The sequence below is a fragment of the Erwinia sp. AnSW2-5 genome, assembly GCF_045107195.1.
GTDB lineage: Bacteria > Pseudomonadota > Gammaproteobacteria > Enterobacterales > Enterobacteriaceae > Erwinia.
Window position 1 is genome coordinate 127,891 of sequence record NZ_JBJGXA010000005.1, and the last position, 18,873, is coordinate 146,763.

General features: G+C 59.1%; 13 protein-coding genes. 6 read left to right on the forward strand and 7 right to left on the reverse strand.

Annotated elements, in window-relative coordinates; genetic code table 11:
* Window positions 1–97 precede the first annotated feature (97 nt).
* From flhA to rluB, 5 genes are all read left to right on the forward strand, one after another.
* Window positions 98–2,212 (forward strand): formate hydrogenlyase transcriptional activator FlhA, encoded by a 2,115-nt coding sequence (gene flhA, locus ACFL9S_RS05130; RefSeq protein ID WP_405260677.1) that lies wholly within the window; start codon window positions 98–100, stop codon window positions 2,210–2,212.
* Between the two features lie 144 nt (window positions 2,213–2,356).
* Window positions 2,357–2,677, forward strand: coding sequence for a metalloregulator ArsR/SmtB family transcription factor (locus ACFL9S_RS05135; RefSeq protein WP_405260679.1), 321 nt, complete (start codon window positions 2,357–2,359; stop codon window positions 2,675–2,677).
* 51 nt (window positions 2,678–2,728) lie between these two features.
* Window positions 2,729–4,018 carry an arsenic transporter gene (locus tag ACFL9S_RS05140; RefSeq protein WP_405260681.1) on the forward strand — a complete coding sequence of 430 codons (1,290 nt, stop codon included), beginning with the start codon at window positions 2,729–2,731 and terminating at the stop codon, window positions 4,016–4,018.
* A gap of 13 nt (window positions 4,019–4,031) precedes the next feature.
* On the forward strand, window positions 4,032–4,454 hold the full coding sequence (gene arsC, locus ACFL9S_RS05145) for a glutaredoxin-dependent arsenate reductase (RefSeq protein WP_405260682.1): 423 nt from the start codon (window positions 4,032–4,034) through the stop codon (window positions 4,452–4,454).
* Between the two features lie 202 nt (window positions 4,455–4,656).
* Window positions 4,657–5,550: a 23S rRNA pseudouridine(2605) synthase RluB gene (gene rluB / locus ACFL9S_RS05150; RefSeq protein WP_405260684.1), complete on the forward strand. Its 894-nt coding sequence runs from the start codon at window positions 4,657–4,659 to the stop codon at window positions 5,548–5,550.
* Window positions 5,551–5,610: 60 nt separating this feature from the next.
* Here the strand turns inward: rluB and cobO are convergent, their stop codons facing one another.
* Both cobO and ACFL9S_RS05160 read right to left on the reverse strand, forming a co-directional pair.
* On the reverse strand, window positions 5,611–6,204 hold the full coding sequence (gene cobO, locus ACFL9S_RS05155; protein WP_405260686.1) for a cob(I)yrinic acid a,c-diamide adenosyltransferase: 594 nt from the start codon (window positions 6,202–6,204) through the stop codon (window positions 5,611–5,613).
* Window positions 6,204–6,965 carry a YciK family oxidoreductase gene (locus ACFL9S_RS05160; protein WP_405260688.1) on the reverse strand — a complete coding sequence of 254 codons (762 nt, stop codon included), beginning with the start codon at window positions 6,963–6,965 and terminating at the stop codon, window positions 6,204–6,206. The genes cobO and ACFL9S_RS05160 overlap by 1 nt, the downstream gene beginning before the upstream one ends.
* 206 nt (window positions 6,966–7,171) lie before the next feature.
* Between ACFL9S_RS05160 and sohB the strand changes: the two genes are divergently transcribed.
* A complete protein-coding gene (gene sohB / locus ACFL9S_RS05165) occupies window positions 7,172–8,221 on the forward strand; it encodes a protease SohB (RefSeq protein WP_405260690.1) in 1,050 nt (349 codons plus the stop codon).
* A 36-nt stretch (window positions 8,222–8,257) separates the two neighbouring features.
* Here the strand turns inward: sohB and ACFL9S_RS05170 are convergent, their stop codons facing one another.
* The 5 genes from ACFL9S_RS05170 to ACFL9S_RS05190 are packed head-to-tail and all read right to left on the reverse strand — an operon-like array spanning window position 8,258 to window position 18,661.
* Complete coding sequence (locus ACFL9S_RS05170; RefSeq protein WP_405260691.1) at window positions 8,258–10,285, reverse strand: SWIM zinc finger family protein; 2,028 nt, start codon at window positions 10,283–10,285, stop codon at window positions 8,258–8,260.
* On the reverse strand, window positions 10,282–11,418 hold the full coding sequence (locus tag ACFL9S_RS05175) for a vWA domain-containing protein (RefSeq protein WP_405260693.1): 1,137 nt from the start codon (window positions 11,416–11,418) through the stop codon (window positions 10,282–10,284). The genes ACFL9S_RS05170 and ACFL9S_RS05175 overlap by 4 nt, the downstream gene beginning before the upstream one ends.
* A gap of 9 nt (window positions 11,419–11,427) precedes the next feature.
* Window positions 11,428–13,758, reverse strand: coding sequence for a DUF5682 family protein (locus ACFL9S_RS05180; RefSeq protein WP_405260695.1), 2,331 nt, complete (start codon window positions 13,756–13,758; stop codon window positions 11,428–11,430).
* Window positions 13,755–14,834 (reverse strand): AAA family ATPase, encoded by a 1,080-nt coding sequence (locus ACFL9S_RS05185; protein ID WP_405260697.1) that lies wholly within the window; start codon window positions 14,832–14,834, stop codon window positions 13,755–13,757. Before ACFL9S_RS05185 ends, ACFL9S_RS05180 begins: the two co-directional genes overlap by 4 nt.
* A 29-nt stretch (window positions 14,835–14,863) precedes the next feature.
* Window positions 14,864–18,661: a DUF4132 domain-containing protein gene (locus ACFL9S_RS05190; RefSeq protein WP_405260699.1), complete on the reverse strand. Its 3,798-nt coding sequence runs from the start codon at window positions 18,659–18,661 to the stop codon at window positions 14,864–14,866.
* Between the last annotated feature and the right edge of the window lie 212 nt (window positions 18,662–18,873).

Here is an 18,873-nt window from a genome sequence, read left to right on the forward strand (position 1 = left end):
TCAGGGGGCTGAGTCCCGCGAAAGGCGTAGACTTTTACGTATTGCCCTTTTTTAACACACCAGGTTATCCCGAGCTAACGCTATGCAAAGTGCAACCATGAGCACCACAAAACACCAAGGATTGCTGGAACTGACGCGCAAACTGCTGCAACAACAGACCATGACTTCGCTGCTGGAAATCCTGACCCAGGTGGTGCGGAGTGCGGGTATTGCAGAATCGGTGACCCTGATTCTGTTTGACAGCAACAGCGAACGCGTCAGCTTTTACGGCTTCGATTCACATCATCAGCCGATGAATTATGAAGATGAAACCTTGCTCGCCACCGGACCGGTGCATGGGTTGCTCAGTAATCCGAAAATACAGGCGTGGCGCAGCGAGGCGCTGCATTTGCGTTACCCGCAGCTGGCCGTGCTCAACCTGTATCCGGCGTTTACCGACTACTGCCTGGTGCCGTTGCTGGCGGCTTCCGGCCTGCTTGGCGGTTGCGAGTTTACCCGTCAGCGCGCGGTGCCGTTCAGCGAAGAAGATAAAAACGGGCTGCATGAACTCTGCATGCTGGCGGCGGTTGCGGTCGAACAGATAACGTTGCGTGAAAATGCGCTGCTGCAGCAATCGCTGCTGCGCCACGAACGCGATGATTTCCGCATTCTGGTGGACATCACCAATGCGGTGCTTTCCAAGCTTGATCTCGACGAACTGACCGGTGAAATCGCCAAAACCATCCATCATTTTTTCCACATTAACGCCATCAGTATTGTGCTGTACGATGCCGACAAAGACAGCGAACAGGCCAGCGTCTACGCCACACATTATGTGCAGACGCATGTCGCTGAACGCGAACTCACGCGCATGACGCTGGCGGGATCGCTGGAACAGCAGGTGATGAAAAACGGCGAGATGCTGCTGACCAACGTGCGGCCTTCCGACGAACCGGAAGGCGATGAGAGCATCCTGTCCCAGCTGTTGTGGCGCGACCAGACTACAACGCTGTGCATCCTGCCGCTGCGTTTCGGGCATAAAACGCTGGGCGTTCTCAAACTGGCGCAGTGCCAGCCGGATAATTTCAATTCCACCAACCTGCGGCTTTTGCAGCAAATCGCTGAACGTATTGCCATTGCGGTGGACAATGCGCTGGCCTATCAGGAAATCAAAAGCCTGAAGGAAAAGCTGCAACACGAAAACCTGTATCTGACCGAGCAAATTAACAGCAATAACCCGGACTTCAGCGACATTGTCGGGCGCAGTTCGAGCATGTCTGCGGTACTTAAACAGGTTGAGATCGTGGCGAAAAGCGACTGTTCAGTGCTGATCCTCGGGGAAACAGGCACCGGCAAAGAACTGATCGCCAGAGCGATTCATAATCTTGGCGATCGCCGCGATCAGCGAATGGTTAAAATGAACTGCGCGGCAATGCCCGCCGGGCTGATGGAAAGTGACCTGTTTGGTCATGAAAAAGGGTCGTTCACCGGCGCAACCGCCCAGCGAATGGGGCGTTTTGAGCTGGCCGATCAGGGCACGCTGTTCCTCGATGAAGTCGGGGAAATTCCGCTGGAGCTGCAACCTAAACTGCTGCGTATTTTGCAGGAACGTGAATTTGAAAGGGTGGGTGGCAACAAACTGATCTCGGTGAATGTGCGCATGATTGCCGCGACCAACCGCGACCTGCGACAAATGGTGGCCGACAAAGAATTCCGCAGTGACCTGTATTACCGGCTGAACGTATTCCCGATTGTCATCCCGCCGCTACGTGAACGCCCGGAGGATATTCCGCAACTGGTGAAATTCCTCACCTATAAAATCGCGAAACGTATGAAGCGGACTATCGACAGTATCCCCGCAGAAACGCTGCGTTTGCTGAGCCGGATGCCCTGGCCGGGGAACGTGCGGGAACTGGAAAATGTGATTGAACGCGCCGTGCTTCTGACGCGCGGAACGGTGCTGGATCTGCAACTACCCGAGCTGAATTATCCGCTGCCGATGGCAGCCGTTGCCGCACCGGCGTTATCTGAACCTGCACCGCAACGGAATGAAGACGACGAGCGCGAGCGCATTATTGCCGTGCTGAAAGAAACCAATGGTATCGTCGCCGGGCCACGCGGGGCCGCAATACGTTTGGGGCTGAAACGCACCACGCTATTATCCAGAATAAAAAAAATGGGGATTGACGTTAATCGTGATGGCCATGTCACCCCGGGTGATCCCCTTTTCTGATGAAATGAGCGTGGCTTGCCGCGTGTTTTTGCCTCACGACGGCCCGATCCCGGCCGCTGACATTCTCCCGTGATTGAGATCTGCTTTTACTTTTAACATATATGAATTAGCATATGTATCCTGTTTTCACGGGAACTCTTGCTTATGCACCCTGTTCAACTTTTCAAACTGCTTGCTGACGAGACGCGGACGACACTGATTTTACTGTTGCGGGAAGCAGGAGAGTTATGTGTGTGTGACCTTTGTGCAGCGACAAGCCAGTCACAGCCGAAAATTTCCAGGCATATTGCCTTGCTGCGTGATGCCGGGTTAGTCCTGGATCGCCGTGAGGGCAAATGGGTCCATTACCGTCTTTCACCGCATATGCCTGCCTGGGTTGCCTCGATTATTGATACTGCCTGGAGCAGCCAGCGCGACGACGTGCGTGAGTCACTGAAAAATGCCCACGCTAAGGTGTGCGGCTGAAAACAAAACACATTCACTAAAACGAATGTGTTTTCCGTATGGGAGATTTCAATGTTACTGGCAGGCGCAATATTTATTCTCACCCTGGGTTTTGTCATCTGGCAACCTCGCGGACTGAGCATCGGCTGGAGTGCGTCGATGGGGGCCGTTCTGGCATTGGCGACCGGCGTTATCCAGTTGGATGACATTCCGGCTGTCTGGCATATCGTCTGGAATGCAACGGCTGCATTTATCGCTGTCATCATTATCAGCCTGTTACTGGATGAATCGGGGTTCTTTGAGTGGTGCGCGTTGCATGTTGCCAGATGGGGTAATGGGCGAGGGCGGCTGCTGTTTACGTATATCGTTCTGTTAGGCGCTTCGGTTGCTGCACTTTTTGCTAATGATGGCGCGGCGCTCATTCTGACGCCCATTGTTATCGCAATGCTGCTGGCACTGGGTTTCAGCAAAGGAACGACCCTGGCTTTCGTTATGGCAGCCGGCTTTATCGCGGACACCGCCAGTTTGCCGCTGATCGTTTCCAATCTGGTGAATATCGTTTCAGCGGATTTTTTCCGACTGGGGTTCACTGAATATGCATCGGTCATGATACCGGTAGATATCGCCGCTATCATTGCCACGCTGATGGTGCTGCATCTTTTCTTCCGTAAAGACATTCCTGCCAACTACGATATTTCGCTGCTGAAATCCCCAACGGATGTCATCAAAGATCCGGCGACATTTAAAATGGGCTGGCTGGTGATGGTTCTGTTGCTGGCGGGCTTCTTCCTGCTTGAGCCGATGGGGATCCCTGTGAGTGCCATTGCCTCGTTTGGCGCACTCATTCTGTTTATCGTGGCTAAACGCGGCCACGCGATAAACACCGGGAAGGTCCTGCGAGGCGCACCCTGGCAGATCGTCATTTTCTCACTGGGGATGTATTTGGTTGTCTACGGCCTGAAAAATGCCGGGTTCACCCACTATCTCACTTCGTTGTTGAATACCTTCGCCAGCGGTGGTCTGTGGACTGCCACCTTTGGCACGGGTTTAGTCACGGCGCTGCTTTCATCAGTGATGAACAATATGCCTACCGTTCTTATCGGTGCGCTCTCAATCGACGCCAGCGCGGCGGAAGGCGTGGTGAAAGAAGCCATGATTTATGCCAACGTGATTGGCTGCAATCTGGGGCCTAAGATGACACCGATTGGCAGCCTTGCGACGTTGCTCTGGCTGCATGTGCTTGCCCAGAAAAACATCAAGATTAGCTGGGGTTACTACTTCCGTGTTGGTGTGGTTATGACACTGCCGGTGTTGCTTGTCACCCTGAGTGCGCTGGCTGTGCGCCTGGCGCTGACCCAATGATAGGAGAATGAACATGACGGATATTACTCTCTACCATAATCCTGCCTGTGGAACATCGCGCAACACGCTGGCGCTGATTCGCAATAGCGGCGTTGAGCCAACGGTGATCCTCTATCTGGAGACGCCGCCCGATCGTGAAAAGCTCGAAGAGTTGATTGCCGCAATGGGGATCACGCCCCGCGCACTGCTTCGTCACAACGTGGAGCCTTATGAGCAACTGGGGTTAGCAGAGGACCGGTTCAGCGATGATGAAATAATCGCGGCTATGCTGGAACATCCGATTCTGATTAATCGCCCGATTGTTGTCACGCCGATTGGCACCAGATTATGCAGGCCGTCAGAAGCTGTTCTTGATATTTTGCCCGACCCGCAGCAGGGCGAATTCAGTAAGGAGGACGGCGAAAAACTGCTCGATAAACAGGGGCGGCGGGTGTAACCCAACAACGCTCACTCTTTCAACGGGTCGCATTGAGTGTGGGGCGACGTTTTAGGCTTTTTTTGAGCCTGTGCGGTGTAAGAAGGTTACACAGTCGTAAAAAGGCTGTATAATGACACGCGATACACACGTTAAGTTATTGAAAACAAAAGAAATTCTGTTTTCACCATGACGCCTGGGAAGGCGACACAGAGGTAGCTCCATGAGCGAGAAATTACAAAAAGTTTTAGCACGCGCCGGGCACGGTTCCCGTCGTGAAATCGAAACCCTGATCTCTGCCGGACGCGTCAGCGTTGATGGCAAGCTGGCTACACTGGGTGACCGTGTTGAGCCAAGCGCATCAATGAAGATCCGTGTTGACGGCCATATTGTTCCTGTTACTGAATCCATTGCCGAAGTGTGCCGCGTACTGGCGTATTACAAGCCGGAAGGCGAGCTTTGTACCCGTAATGACCCGGAAGGCCGTCCGACAGTATTTGACCGTCTGCCAAAGCTGCGCGGTGCGCGCTGGGTGGCCGTTGGCCGTCTGGATGTGAACACCTGCGGTCTGCTGCTGTTCACGACCGATGGTGAACTGGCAAACCGCCTGATGCATCCGAGCCGTGAAGTTGAGCGTGAATATGCCGTACGCGTATTCGGTGCAGTGGATGACGAGAAGATCAAACAGCTGAGCCGTGGCGTGCAGTTAGAAGACGGTCCGGCCGCCTTTAAAACCCTGAAGTTCACGGGCGGCGAAGGGATTAACCAGTGGTACAACGTAACGCTGACCGAAGGGCGCAACCGTGAAGTGCGTCGTCTTTGGGAAGCGGTCGGCGTGCAGGTGAGCCGTCTGATCCGTATTCGCTACGGCGATATCGATCTGCCGAAAGGCCTGCCGCGTGGTGGCTGGACGGAGCTGGAACTTCAGCCGACCAACTACCTGCGTGAGCTGGTCGGTCTGGCACCGGAAACGGTCACCAAAGTCGCGGTGGAGAAAGATCGCCGTCGTACTAAAGCGAACCAGATCCGCCGTGCGGTTAAGCGTCATACCACCACCACCACGAAAGCCAGCAAGCCGGGCAGCAATCGCCGCTCGTCTAAGCGTCAGCAAGGCTAACGTTGCGTGATGTGCATGATGTAAAAAAGGGACCTTCGGGTCCCTTTTGCGTTATAGCACTTACCAGTCAATGCCTTGTTGCGCCTGAATTCCGGCATCAAAGGCATGTTTCACCGGGCGCATTTCGCTGACGGTATCCGCCCGCTCCAGAATCTCCCGGTGACAGCCGCGACCAGTGATAATCACACTCTGATGAACAGGGCGCTGTTGCAACGCCTCAAGCACCTCTTCCAGCGGCAGATAGTCAAAACTCACCATATAGGTCAGCTCATCCAGCACCACCAGATCCAGCGTGGGATCCTGCAACATCCGTTTGCCATGCTGCCACACGCTCAGGCAGGCGGCGGTGTCCGTTTCACGGTTTTGCGTGTCCCAGGTAAACCCGGTGGACATCACCTGGAACTCAACGCCATGAGGCTCCAGCAGGTTACGTTCACCGTTCGGCCATTCGCCTTTGATGAACTGAATCACCCCGACACGCTTCTGATGCCCGACCGCCCGCGTGGCGGTGCCAAATGCGGCCGTGGTTTTTCCTTTACCGTTGCCGGTAAAGACCATCAGGATACCGCGCACATCGGTGGCTGCGGCAATGCGCGCGTCCACCTGCTCTTTCAGCCGTTGCTGGCGCTGTTGATGACGATCTTCTGCGGCCATTATTCTGCCGCTCCGGCTTTACGTCCCGGCTGGGCATCAAAGCTGATCCCGGTTTTACGTTTACTGTCATCGCCCATCAGCCAGAGGTAGAGCGGCATAATGTCGGCAGGGGTTTTTAGCTTATTGGCATCTTCCTGTGGGAAGGCACTGGCGCGCATTTTGGTGCGGGTGCCGCCGGGGTTAATGCAGTTTACCCGCAGCTGGCGTGGGTCGTACTCTTCCGCCAGGACCTGCATCATGCCTTCGGTGGCAAATTTCGATACCGAGTAAGCGCCCCAGCCTGCGCGGCCCTGGCGGCCAACGCTGGAAGAGGTGAACACCAGCGAGGCGGCCTCCGACTTCAGCAGCAGCGGCAGCAGTGCCTGGGTGAGGAAAAACGTGCCGTCGATATTGACGCGCATCACCTGCTGCCAGGTAGCCGGGTCCTGCTGGTCCATCGGCACCACATCGCCTAACAGCCCGGCGTTATGCAGCACGCCATCCAGACGCGGCACCTGAGCGGCCACTGACTGCGCCAGCTGGTGGCAACTTTCCGGCGTCGCGGTTTCCAGGTCGAGGGTAAACCACAGCGCCGGGGCGTTGCCGTGCTGATTCACTTCATCACAGACCCGTTGGAGTTTTTCAGCATTACGGCCCAGCAATACCACCTGCGCACCGTAGCGGGCATAGGAGAGGGCGGCCTCGCGCCCGATGCCATCGCTGGCGCCGGTCACAAGAATAATTCGGTGATTAAGCAGATCGCTTTTCGGTTGATAGTGCACGTAAAGATCCTCTGGCGATGGGGGGATATCCGTGGGGCGGTGAATTGTCGCCTGACGTAAACCCTTGCACGGATTGAACAAAGTGATTTATGCCTGAAAACGGCGATGAGTTCAATCGCGCAGCCCGGATTTAGTGTGAAGTGACGTCAGCAGGCGACTCCGCTACACTGTCGTATCTCTAACATATGTAAATCAAGGCGGTGTGAGTGGACTTACTCTCTTATTATGGACTTTTTCTGGCAAAAACCGTCACTGTGGTGGTGGCGATTGTCGCCATCGCCGTGGTGATCGCTAATCTTGCCATGCGCAAACGTGCCCAGAGCGGCCAGCTAAAACTGACCCACCTGGATGAACGCTACACGGAAATGCAGGATACGATGCGGCTGGCGAAGATGAAGCCGTTACAGCAAAAACTGTGGCACAAAGAGCAGAAGAAAAAAGAGAAGCTGGAGGCAAAAACCGCCAAACAGCAGGCGAAGCTGGGGCGTCCACCGCAAGCGGCGAAACCCACGCTGTATGTGATCGATTTCAAAGGCAGCATGGATGCTGGTGAAGTCTCCTCGCTGCGTGAAGAGGTCTCTGCGGTGATGGCGGTGGCGACGGCCGGGGATGAAGTCCTGCTGCGTCTGGAAAGCCCTGGCGGCGTGGTGCATGGTTACGGTCTGGCAGCCTCTCAGCTTCAGCGCCTGCGTGAGAAAAAAATCCCGCTGACGGTCGCCGTCGATAAAGTGGCTGCGAGCGGCGGTTATATGATGGCCTGTGTGGCGGACCGTATTGTGGCGGCCCCGTTCTCCATCATCGGCTCGATTGGCGTCGTGGCGCAGATTCCTAACTTCAACCGTCTGCTGAAACGCAATGAGATCGACGTTGAGCTGCACACGGCCGGGGAATACAAACGGACGCTGACGCTGTTTGGTGAGAATACCGAGCAGGGACGTGAGAAGTTCCGTGAGGATCTGAATGAAACGCACCTGCTGTTTAAGCAGTTTGTACACCAGATGCGCCCTTCGCTGGATATTGACAGCGTAGCGACCGGGGAACACTGGTACGGCACCCAGGCGCTGGAGAAAGGCCTGGTTGATGCCATCAGCACCAGTGATGACCTGATTATCGATCAGATGGACAAACACCAGGTGATCGGGGTGCGTTATGCGCGCCGCAAAGGGGTGATGAGCCGCTTTACCGACAGCGCCACCGGCAGCGTTGAACGTCTGCTGCTGCGCCTCTGGCAGCGTGGTGATAAACCGCTGCTGTAATCCTCATCACGCCCGCGCCTGCGGGCGTGATGCTGTTTAACTGGCGTCCGCGTCCTGCGGCGTCAGCAGACACTGTTGTTCCAGTTCATCCCGCAGCAACACCACCGCATGTAACGTATTCACCAGCCGCTGTTGATCCGTGCCCGTCAGTAACGCAGGCAGTTGACGAAGCAGGCGCGCCAGCCGTTCAAAACCACACTCATTCAATGCCTGCGCCAGCGTTTCAGCGTCACGACAGACACGCTGTTCCTGGTGGTGCAACCCGTTGTGTAGCCACTGGATCAGCATCTGCTGGCAGCGCTGTAGCAGGGACAGTGTCAACGGTAATGCCGGGGGCGATGAGCGGGCTGGCAGCGTCTGAGACGGCTCGCTTGCGGCATTCAGCACCCAGGCACGCTGGCGCGTCATGATCGCCAGCGGCTCCAGCACCAGAACACCGTCAATCACCGACACCCGGCCGGAGACCTGGCAGGGCGCATCGTCCTGCTGTTGCAGCAGGGCAACCAGGCAGTCAATGGCGTACGGGGCCGCGGGCGTTGCACTCAGTGATAACCGCAGCACATTCTCTTCACCCGCACCGCTGATGATATCCACTTCCAGCGTCTGCCGCCCGGCATCCCAGCGGATGTCCAGACATTCCCCCAGCGGCAGGATAAACAGGTTATCACTGTGATTGAGGGGGCGGGTGAAGGCGGGTTGCTGTTGTCGCAGATGGTGTCGCAGGGCTGCCACGCCCGGCTGGCAAAGAGGGAACTCGGGCATCTCCCACGCGGAGGGCGTGAGGGGGGCAACCGTGCTTAGACGATCGCGGGCAGCCAGGTGCAGCTCCCCGCGTGCATCGCGCTGTGCGGCCTGGGAGATGATTTGCCCGCCAGCCAGGATCGACGCCTGGAACCCCGCAATACGGCGCTGCCAGCCCGGTGCATTCTGCTGTTCTGCCCGCGGCCACTGGCGCGACAGATGCAGGATGCTGCCGGTGTCCGGATCGGTAAACCAGATGCGCACCGCGTAATGGTGGTCATCCTGCCAGCACTCCATGCCCAGCGAGACCAGGCGCAGATGGTCGAGTTTGACCCGATCCTGAATCCCGAGGCCGACGATATTGCGCCAGGGTTGAGCGGGCGTTTTGCCCTCTGAGGCTTCGCGCGCCATCTCGCGGGCGGCCAGCACGCGCGCCGTCAGCCCGGCGAACTGACTGAGAAACGACCCGGCGCGATAATGGGATGCGCGCTGGTGAAAGCGGTCGATACCTTCAGTGACTTGCTGGAGTGACAGTGTCACCCAGCGCCAGCCGGCCTGTTGCGCGCTGCGCTGTGCCTGGGTCAGCAACGGAGCAACGCTAACGGAAGGCTGGCTGATGCCGCCGCTCCACAGCTGATAACTGAGCTGATACAGCTGCGCCAGGCTGTCATCGCTCTCCGCCAGCTCAGCGACATCGTCCTGTCGTTCGCCCTGTAACTGCCAGACGAGGTGCTCAAAACCCGGATGCCGGGCTTCAGCAGCGGCAAAGGCCTGCACCGCGAGAATAATATGTTCACACAGCGCACCCTCAACGCAGTCGCAGCGGGCAAACTGCATGCTGCTGCGCGAGAAAAAGCGCACATCACTCATGGGCAGTTTCGCTGCGGGCACTTTGCCGGGTTCACAGTGTAGCTCTACCACCAAGCCTTTATCCGCCAGCTGCTGCGCACGTTTAAGCGTTGCCGCAGGCAGTGCGCTCAGTTCTTCCAGCCATGCGCCGGGGAGCCAGCGTGCAGGGGCTGCGGCTGCTGTCGCCTCAGTGGCGCACAGTTGCTGATAGCCGAGCACCAGCATCACGCGATGGCGGCACATGCTGCTGGCTCCACAGCTGCAGTGCGCCTCTTTCAGCGCCTGGCCCTGACTCAATCGGGTCTGGATGCCATCGCTAAACTGCGCCGTCAGCACGCCGTCATTATCGCTGAACGACGGCAGGTTTCCGGCGGCGATCTCTTTCTGGCCGCGTTTCACAAAACCGGCATTGCTGAGGGCGATGAGCGCCTGCGGGGTCAGTTCAAGCAGTTCACTGCGCACGGTCACACTCATGATTGCAGGTTCTCCGCCAGCCAGGCCGCCAGTTCACCTGGGGTCATGGCAGCAATCTGCGCCCCGGCATTGACCAGCCGCTGCGCCATTTCACGGTCGTAGCTGGGGGCGGCTTTACTGTCGAGTGCCGCCAGCCCCAGCACTTTGCTGCCGCTCTGCACGCACTGCCTGACCTGATTCACCAGCAGTGAGGGCGACCCGCCTTCAAAGAAGTCGCTGACCAGCACAATCGCGCTTTTCTGCGGCTGTTCGATCAGCTGCCGTGCATACTGCACCGCTTTGCCAATATCGGTGCCGCCCCCCAGCTGGACTTTCATCAGCAGATCAACCGGGTCCTGCACGTCGGCCGTCAGATCCACCACGCTGGTATCGAATGCCACCAGATGGGTGCGAATTCCCGGTAACTGCCAGAGGCAGGCGGCCATCACGGCGGAGTGGATCACCGAATCCACCATCGATCCGCTCTGATCGACCAGCAAAATCAGCTGCCATTTCTCGCTGTGGCGTTTAACCCGGCTGATAAATACCGGGGTTTCAATATACAGCCGCCCGCGCTGCGGGTCCCAGCGGTGCAGGTTATCGCGCAGCGTGCCTTTAAAATCGAAGTTACGCGCAAGGGCAATCGGTGAACGGCGGCGGGGGTCGCGGGTGCCGGAAAATGCCTGCCGGACCTCGGTCGCCAGCCGCGCCATAATCTGCTCCACCACCTGGCGCACCAGACGGCGCGCGGCCTGTAACACCTGCGGGTTCATCAGGTGTTTGGTATGTAACACCGCACGCAGCAGGCCTTCAGAGGGGGCGATGCGTTCCAGTACCTCAATGTTGGTGACCACATCATCGATGCCGAAGCGTAATACGGCGTCACTCTCCAGCCGTTCGATCACCTCAGCCGGAAACAGCTGGTGGATGGCGTTGATCCATTCCGGGGTGGTGAGCTGCGAACCCTGGCTGCCCCCGTGGCGCTCGCCGCGTTGCAGGCGCTGCGGATCGCGGCCGTACAACCATTCCAGGGCGTTATCCACCGCGCGGGCGTGTTCATCCAGGCCGCCGAGGCTGCTTTCCGCCGCGTCCCCCAGCATCAGCCGCCAGCGTTGCAGCGCGGGGCTGGTTAACATATCGGTGAGTTCAGGCATCCGGGGTCCTCAAAGTATGCCCCAGGCGCGCAGCGCAGCGACGGCGCGTTGCTCCTGCTGCTGGTGACGAAGAAAAACGGCAGGTGCGCAGGCTTCCGGCTGCGGGGTTTGTAACAGATGTTCCGGCAGGTGCGAGAGCTGGTAATGCGCCAGCACCTGACGCGCCAGCGCTGCGCGTTCACGCGGTGGCAGCCATGCCAGAGCGGCACGCAGATCGGGCAGGGCGGCAATAAACTGATCGTCCGCCAGCTGCATCAACTGCTGATTAAACCCGGCGACAAACGCCGGGTGTGTCGCCAGCTGGTGGCGTGCCAGCGCGATTAATCCGTGCAGCGCTTCGCCCAAACGTGCGGACGGTAGCGTGGCCAGCAGCGCCAGCGCGGCCTCTGCATCGGCGCTGGGGTGTTCCAGACGGATCAACGCACCCAGCGCCGCGCCGCGACTGAGTGCGCTGGCATCCGCTGCACGAAAACGGCGTTCCAGCACCGCCAGCGCGCGCGGCAGCAGCACCAGACGGTCGTCAGCCTGCGGATGATTCTGTTCATCGCGCAGAATATGGCACAGTGCCTGCCAGCTGTGCAGATGGGCGTTGATCTGCGTGGCATCAATCAGGCCGGTCGACTCCGCCAGCCACAATGTGCGATCTATCGCGGCACGTAAGGTGGTGAGCAGGATGGCGGCATCCCGCATGCCGTTAACGGTGTCGTGACGCCACAGCGCGTAGAGGATCTCCAGCGCTGGCCCCATCTGCTCAAACTCGCTCTCCAGCGCGATCTGCTGCTCCAGACGGGCAAGCAGTTGCAGGCTGAATGCGGACAGCCCGGCAAGGGCGGCACGTTGCAGCCAGGCGGCCAGCGGCGCAATGCCTTCGGCCTCGGTCATCGCGGATTCCAGGCGGTTACGCGCGGCTTCCTCCAGCGTGGCACCGTAGCGTGCAGCTTCGATCAGGGCGGCATGCTGTTGCAATGGCCTGGTCAGCGTCCACTGTTCTTCGCCATCACCGGAAAGCGCCAGCGTGCTGCCCTGCTGGCAGAGAATGCCGGGGATATCCAGTACGGCGAGGCGGTGCAGCACCTGGCTTTGCAGCAATCCTGCTGCATCAAAGCGGTTCAGCGTCAGGGTGGCCGGAAGCGTAATAGTGACGCGTGCCAGCTCGCGGAATGCATCCTGAGGTAACGGCGGTTGCGGCGTGTCGGCGGCCAGTTCGCCAAAGCGATCGCCTGCCAGCACATCCACCAGAGTGACCAGGATCGGATCCGTTCCCGCCTGGAGTTGCCCGCGGTAGCTCCACGGCAGCGGCGTGTGCAGGGCTTCTTTTATTAAGCTGCCCGCCAGCGCATCCAGCCAGTCGTTCCGCAGCGGCAGCCGGTGTCCGCGTAGCGCCGCCAGCGCGCGTGCCATAGAGACAACGTTGGTCATATCCGCCGTTGAGGCGGGCAGATGCTGGCGGCGCAGATGCGTCAGAACGGTCTTCAGCAGATGCTGCCCCGCCTGTTCCTGCCCGTGTTGCCAGCACCAGTGCTGCCACACCGGCGCGGGCATCCCGGAGAGATAGCCTGCCAGCACATCCAGCCGCTTTTCACTGTAAGGGGTCAGATAGCTGCCGGTGACGGCACCGGGAAGGAGGGGTTCCGGCAGGCCGGGTTCCCCGGTGTCTGATACGCTGCGCCACAGGCGGGCAAGGGCAGGTGCATGCCAGCCCCCGCAGACCACCAGTACCGGGCCAGTGTTCTGCGCCATCGCCCAGGCGATCCAGCGCGCCATATACGCCTCACGCTGCCGATCCTGAGGGCTACCGGAATAACCGTCACGTAGCTGCTGAAACCACAGATCCAGCGTGCGGGGGAGGTCGCTGTGCTGAGATTCATCTTCGAACAGATGGTCCCATAACGCATCGCTGCTCTCCATCCCGCAGGCCGCCATCATCGCCTGCTGGCGCTGGTGGTAATGCTGGCTGCCACGGTCGTCGTCTTCATCGTCGGTGGTTTGCGCCCAGATCGGCACATCGATAAAACGCGTTTCCGCGTTCAGCCGTTGCGCCGCCAGCAGGGCCTGCCACTCCGGCGACCACTCGGCAAATGGCGTCCAGGCACCGATGCCCGGCGTATCCTGATCCTGAAACTGGCAGTAACCGTAAATGGCGATCGGCAACTGATGCGGCAGCCGCAGTTCGTCGAGTCGGGGATTAAAATCTGCCGGGCCTTCAATCAGTACCCAGGCCGGGCGCAGCTGTTCGATGCTGTGCTTCACCCACCTGGCGCAGGCCGGGCTGTGGTGGCGGATGCCGATGATCAGCGGTTCACCCGCTGGCGGCAGGCGTTCGGTTGCCGGGAGGGTCATGGCAGCCGGTGACGCGCCTGGTAATAGGCCTGCCAGTGCGCCTCTTTACGGCTGCCAACGCGCTGCTCAAAGTAGCGCTGCAACCGGGCGCGGTCGTCTTCATTATCTTTGACGATGGTGCCGCCAATGCAGTCCACCAGGTCGGCCGGTTCCCCGGCACGCTGTTGCAGGAACCAGGCGCGCACGCCTACCGCATGCGCCACGTTGACCGCTTCGGCCGTCGACATAATGGCGTTCAGGCTGTCCATCGCGCTTTTTTTCTCTCCGCCGCTGCGCAGATCGCGGAAGGTTTGCACCAGCAGTTCCAGCACCGCATCCGGGACTTTATGTGGGATGCCGCTGTGCGTCAGCAGACGTGCTGAGGCTGATGAGACCAGCGCCAGCTCCTGCTGGAAATTCATAATCGGGAAGACGGTTTCAAAATCAAAGCGCCGCTTCAGCGCGGCACTCATCTCGTTAACGCCCCGGTCGCGGGTGTTGGCGGTGGCGATAATATTGAAGCCTTCGCGGGCATACAGCTGGCTGTCATCACCGCTCAGTTCCGGCACGGCCATGACCCGGTCCGATAGCATCCCCAGCAGGCAGTCCTGCACCTCCAGCGGTGCGCGGGTGATCTCTTCGAAACGCACGATTTTGCCATCGCGCATTCCCTGATAGAGCGGGGCCGGGACCAGGGCGTCGGTTGACGGCCCCTGGTTGATCAGCAGGGCATAGTTCCAGGCGTATTTGATCTGATCTTCTGTCACCGATGCGCCCCCCTGGATGGTCAGCCCGGCATCACCGCTGATGGCGGTGGCCAGCAGCTCAGACAGCAGCGATTTTGCGGTGCCGGGTTCACCGACCAGCATCAGGCCACGCCCGGTGGCCAGCGTCACCAGCATGCGCTCAACGCTGGCAATCGACGTAACGACTTTGGCACTGATCCCCCGGGCGTCATCGCCCAGGATAAACGCCCGCGCCGCGGGCAGACTGAGCTGCCAGCCGGGCGGCAGGGGGCCGCTGTCATCCTGCTTCAGCCGCGCCAGTTCAGCGGCGTAAAGGAGCGCGGCCGGCGGCCGCTGTAATACATCAGACATGATCTTTCCTTAACAAACGGCTTCAGGCGTTAATCAAACAATGCATCGATATCACTCAGCATTTCGCTGGCGGTAATCGGGTGCAGCGTTGAGAACGGATGCTTCTGCGGATGCTGCTGGCCCCAGCCATACTGGTGGGCATCGCCGTGCCACAGCCAGAGACTGTCCAGCGACTGCTCCTTGTTAAATTCATCCGGTGCCATGCCCACGCCCAGACCTTCACTCATTTCCAGCACCAGCGTCAGATTCCCCATCGGTTTGAGCATCCAGCAGATCCAGCCCGCATCCTGTGGCACGCCACGCAGCCAGCCTTTGCTGGTCAGCCCGGCCAGGCGTCCACTCGGGCAGAGCCTGCCCTGCCAGCGTTGCAGATCGGTGGCGTCACGCTCTTCAGCGGTCAGCAGATAGCGGTTACGATCCAGCTGGCGGAACGGCGGCAGCAGCTCATAGTCAGCAAACAGTTGACCAAAGGCGGCGGCATCTTCGGGCGGCATCTCCAGAATATGCGGAATGCCGATCTCCACGGCGTGATGGGGCAGCGTGAACAGGTCATCGTCTGCGGTGCTGTAACTGTTGTCTTCCGCCACGCGGAAGCAGCTCAGCAACTGGTTATCTGCATCATAGGCGCCCCATACCAGGCGGCGGGTCAGGTGACCGACCAGCGGATGTCCCACCAGGAACTGGATGAACTGGGCTTCTGTCCAGCGGCGGCGCAGGCACATCGCGCTTTCCAGGCGGGCAATCTGCTGACTGGCGATGGTGCGCGCATCTTTCTTCAGTAACTTAAAGCGGTTCACCGCGTCTGTCGCCAGCGTGGCATCGTCGCTCTTGTTCGGTTTGGGCAGGTCTTTCAGACGGCTGCCGCTGCTGTCACGGACGAAAGGTTTCAGCGATTCATCGAAACTGACGCTGAACTGGCGTGGGCCGAAATCAAGCTGCAATGAGCCGTTGTCATCCAGCCCCAGGTCCGGCGCGAGACGGTCTTCCAGCTCTGCCACGCTCAGTTCGCGTTTTTCGGCTATCTGGCTGATCTTCTCGCGTGCGCGCTCCTGTAGCGCTTTGAACTTCAGCTTCTGCGCAATGCCGTTCAGCTGCATCAGGGCGATATCTGAGCCAATATCCGCCAGAATATCCAGGCCAGCTACGGCGCGTTTATGCTGGGATTCACCCGGCCAGCTGCGGATCAACGGGGTTAGCTGACGGGCGATATCATCATTACCGAACAGCCCCAGCGTGCTGAACGCCCAGCCCTCTTTTGACGGCGCCGAGGCGGCCATCCAGGCGGTATACAGATCCCAGGCAAACGCCGCCAGCGAGTCCGGCGTGCAGGACTCTTTGACCTGAGTCAGCCCAGGGTACAGGCCATTTTCCGTCGGGAAACGCAGCATGGTGCCGAGGTGCATCAGGGCGTCCTCCGGCAGGGCTTTGCCGTTATGCAGCTGCGGGCGCGCCCACAGCACGGGTTGCCAGAAGTCCGGCAGCGCAGGGCGCTTCGCCGGGAAATCATCCAGCGGATCAAGCTGCACCAGGGCAGTGACCGCAGCCAGCACCTCGGGCTGTTGATAACGTCCTGCCACCTCTTCCAGCAGTGCCTGATGCCCGTTGTCCAGCAACAGGCGCAGCGCCAGACGTGCGTGATCCTGCGCTTCTCCGGCTTTGCCGAAGGCAAGCGGTAGCAGACCGGCGACGGTATGTTCCGGGTACTTCAGCAGCCAGTGACGCGCCTCTGCACGCAGGGTTTTTAATTTGGAAAACGCGCGTGAAACCAGCGGCGCGAGGTCGGTGCTACCGACGCAAAGTGCGACGGGCAGCGCTTCCTGCGGCTGTCGGCCGACACTGTTGATAAAGCCGGGCAGGCCGTCCAGGCCGAAGTGGGCCATCACCAGCGCAATACCGGTGTGATGTTCGCTACTGAGGGCATTCCACAGACTCAGTCCTTTCTCACGCGGCAGACCGGGCAAAACGTAGAGGTTCCAGTCGCTGGCATAATGCGGGTGGTTGGTCGCCCAGTCGGCGATCAGCTGGGGATAGTTGCCGGAATCAAACGCGGCGACGGCGGTGTCTGGCAGCGACTGATTCCATGAGTTGAAGCCAAGACGTGCGAGGATCTCTTCCGTCTTCAGCCCTTCCACTTTGATCTTGCGGTGATTGGACCACATCGACAGCTGGTCTTCGGGCACGCCATCGAACTCAGGTGCCACAGGCTGTACTGCTAACGTCAGCAGCGGGATCGTGCCCACCTGTTTTTTGACGGTCCACGGCGGAGATACGAGGATCGCCGGTAACATCTCCGCGCTGGCACAGTCGGTTTTAACGTTCAGGCGTTCAAGGCTGCTCTCGACCAGATCGCGCTCTTCAGCAGAGAGCCAGGGAATGACCTCAGCAGCCAGCTGCGGCTGATTGTGCAGCAGGGCATGAAGCTGGGTACGCCACAGCGCATCTTCTTTGCCGTTCAGCAGACGAACCAGGGCAGCGAACGTGGCGTGCGGGAAGCGTTTACTGGCTTTTGCCGCACGCTCATAGCTGCGTTTTCCCTGACTGGCGGCTTCGATCAACATCATCAGCGCCTGCGGATGGTTGATGTGCATCAGCACTTCGCCGCAGCGGTCACCGTGAGCGTAAGGCGCCAGGCGTGGCAGTGCGCGCACGCCCTGTTCCAGCAGCACGGTGCTGGTGAGTATTTCGCCGTAATACCAGCTGTCAAACAGCTCTAATGCCTGGTAATACTCCAGCACTTGCAGGGTGGCTGCATCGGTGGCAGTCATTTTCAGCCACTCCAGCGCCGTTAAATCCTTGTCGCGCCCGGCGCGCAGGGTGATCTCATCGGCCAGTGCGGGGCGTTCCGGCAGCAGCAGAGACACCAGCGGCTGACGCCAGAGTGGGATCTGCGGCAGGGCGGCGACCAGACGGTCAGCGCAGCGTTGCCACAGATCGGGCTGCGCGGCTGAGAGATGCCAGCGCAGGCGCATTTCATAATCGACAATGTTCTGCTGGTAACCCAATGGTGGGTTATCCGCCGGATAAAACGTGATGTTGCGCGTACGGTAATCACGCTCGAGGCCAATTTGCAGGCTGGCGATGATCATCTCGACGGCATACTCCAGGCCGTAGCTGGCAACGATGGCATCCATCAGCAGCGGGGTATCGCGACCGGCGAAGGTCTGATTGATTTTCATCAGGGCCGCAGCGGCCATCGGGGACGCCTGCGGCAGAGGTTTCGCTTCAGAGAGGCAGGCCTGCGCGATGGCGATGGCCTGCTGCCAGCTGCCGTCACAGTGACTGCCGTCCAGCGTCATGCCGCCGTTCTTTTTAGTTTCCTGGCTCAAGACCTTCAGGCGACGTAACTGCTCTGCGGGTTCTTCAATTTTACCGGCGGGCGGCAGCGGTCGGTCACGGTGACTGAGCGCCAGCACCGACAGTTTCTGCGGCAGCGTAATGGCTTCGTCTTCTGTCAGCCACAGCGGTGCCGTATTGCTGGCCACGACGCTGAGGGGAGCCGCTACGGTTGAAGGGCCTGGCGGTTCGTCAGCCGCCGGGGCGGGGGTGTTTTTAGGCTGAGCTGGTGCCACGGCGGCAGGAACGGAGGCGGTACTGGCTGCGGGTGCCAGGGGGGGATTTTCTTCACCTGCTGCCAGATAGCCTTTTCGGCTCTTCTCTTTTATTAATTTCTTGCACGCTTGAAGGGCCTGTTCATCATCGTCAAAACGTTTTATCTGGCTTTGCCCCTGAGTTCCCACACGTCCCCAGCTGAGATGGAGTTCCTGTTGTTTTTGTACAATGGTCCAGAATTTGTGGGATTTTTCATCCTGATAAATCAAGGTGGTCATGTCGTTTCCATGTGTGTTGAACAGGAGATCGATAGCGCAGCGATATCCGTAAAAGAGAAGCGATTCTCTGCCTCCGGTCACTTTTTTGTAGCCGCAGCATTGGTAGACCGGTTGGTCAATGTAATCAACGCCCGAAAGGGGTTCAAGCGGAAAAATCTCGCTTTTATCAATCGGTTGATTATCCAAATATCATGCCCATCGGAAAAATCGTA

Bases quoted from the DNA above. Each gene is read 5' to 3' on its own strand.
- ACFL9S_RS05185 (WP_405260697.1), bottom strand. From the start codon at position 14,834: ATGTCTGATGTATTACAGCGGCCGCCGGCCGCGCTCCTTTACGCCGCT.
- ACFL9S_RS05180 (WP_405260695.1), bottom strand. From the start codon at position 13,758: ATGACCCTCCCGGCAACCGAACGCCTGCCGCCAGCGGGTGAACCGCTG.
- ACFL9S_RS05175 (WP_405260693.1), bottom strand. From the start codon at position 11,418: ATGCCTGAACTCACCGATATGTTAACCAGCCCCGCGCTGCAACGCTGG.
- arsC (WP_405260682.1), top strand. From the start codon at position 4,032: ATGACGGATATTACTCTCTACCATAATCCTGCCTGTGGAACATCGCGC.
- ACFL9S_RS05140 (WP_405260681.1), top strand. From the start codon at position 2,729: ATGTTACTGGCAGGCGCAATATTTATTCTCACCCTGGGTTTTGTCATC.
- rluB (WP_405260684.1), top strand. From the start codon at position 4,657: ATGAGCGAGAAATTACAAAAAGTTTTAGCACGCGCCGGGCACGGTTCC.
- cobO (WP_405260686.1), bottom strand. From the start codon at position 6,204: ATGGCCGCAGAAGATCGTCATCAACAGCGCCAGCAACGGCTGAAAGAG.
- ACFL9S_RS05190 (WP_405260699.1), bottom strand. From the start codon at position 18,661: ATGACCACCTTGATTTATCAGGATGAAAAATCCCACAAATTCTGGACC.
- ACFL9S_RS05135 (WP_405260679.1), top strand. From the start codon at position 2,357: ATGCACCCTGTTCAACTTTTCAAACTGCTTGCTGACGAGACGCGGACG.
- flhA (WP_405260677.1), top strand. From the start codon at position 98: ATGAGCACCACAAAACACCAAGGATTGCTGGAACTGACGCGCAAACTG.
- ACFL9S_RS05170 (WP_405260691.1), bottom strand. From the start codon at position 10,285: ATGAGTGTGACCGTGCGCAGTGAACTGCTTGAACTGACCCCGCAGGCG.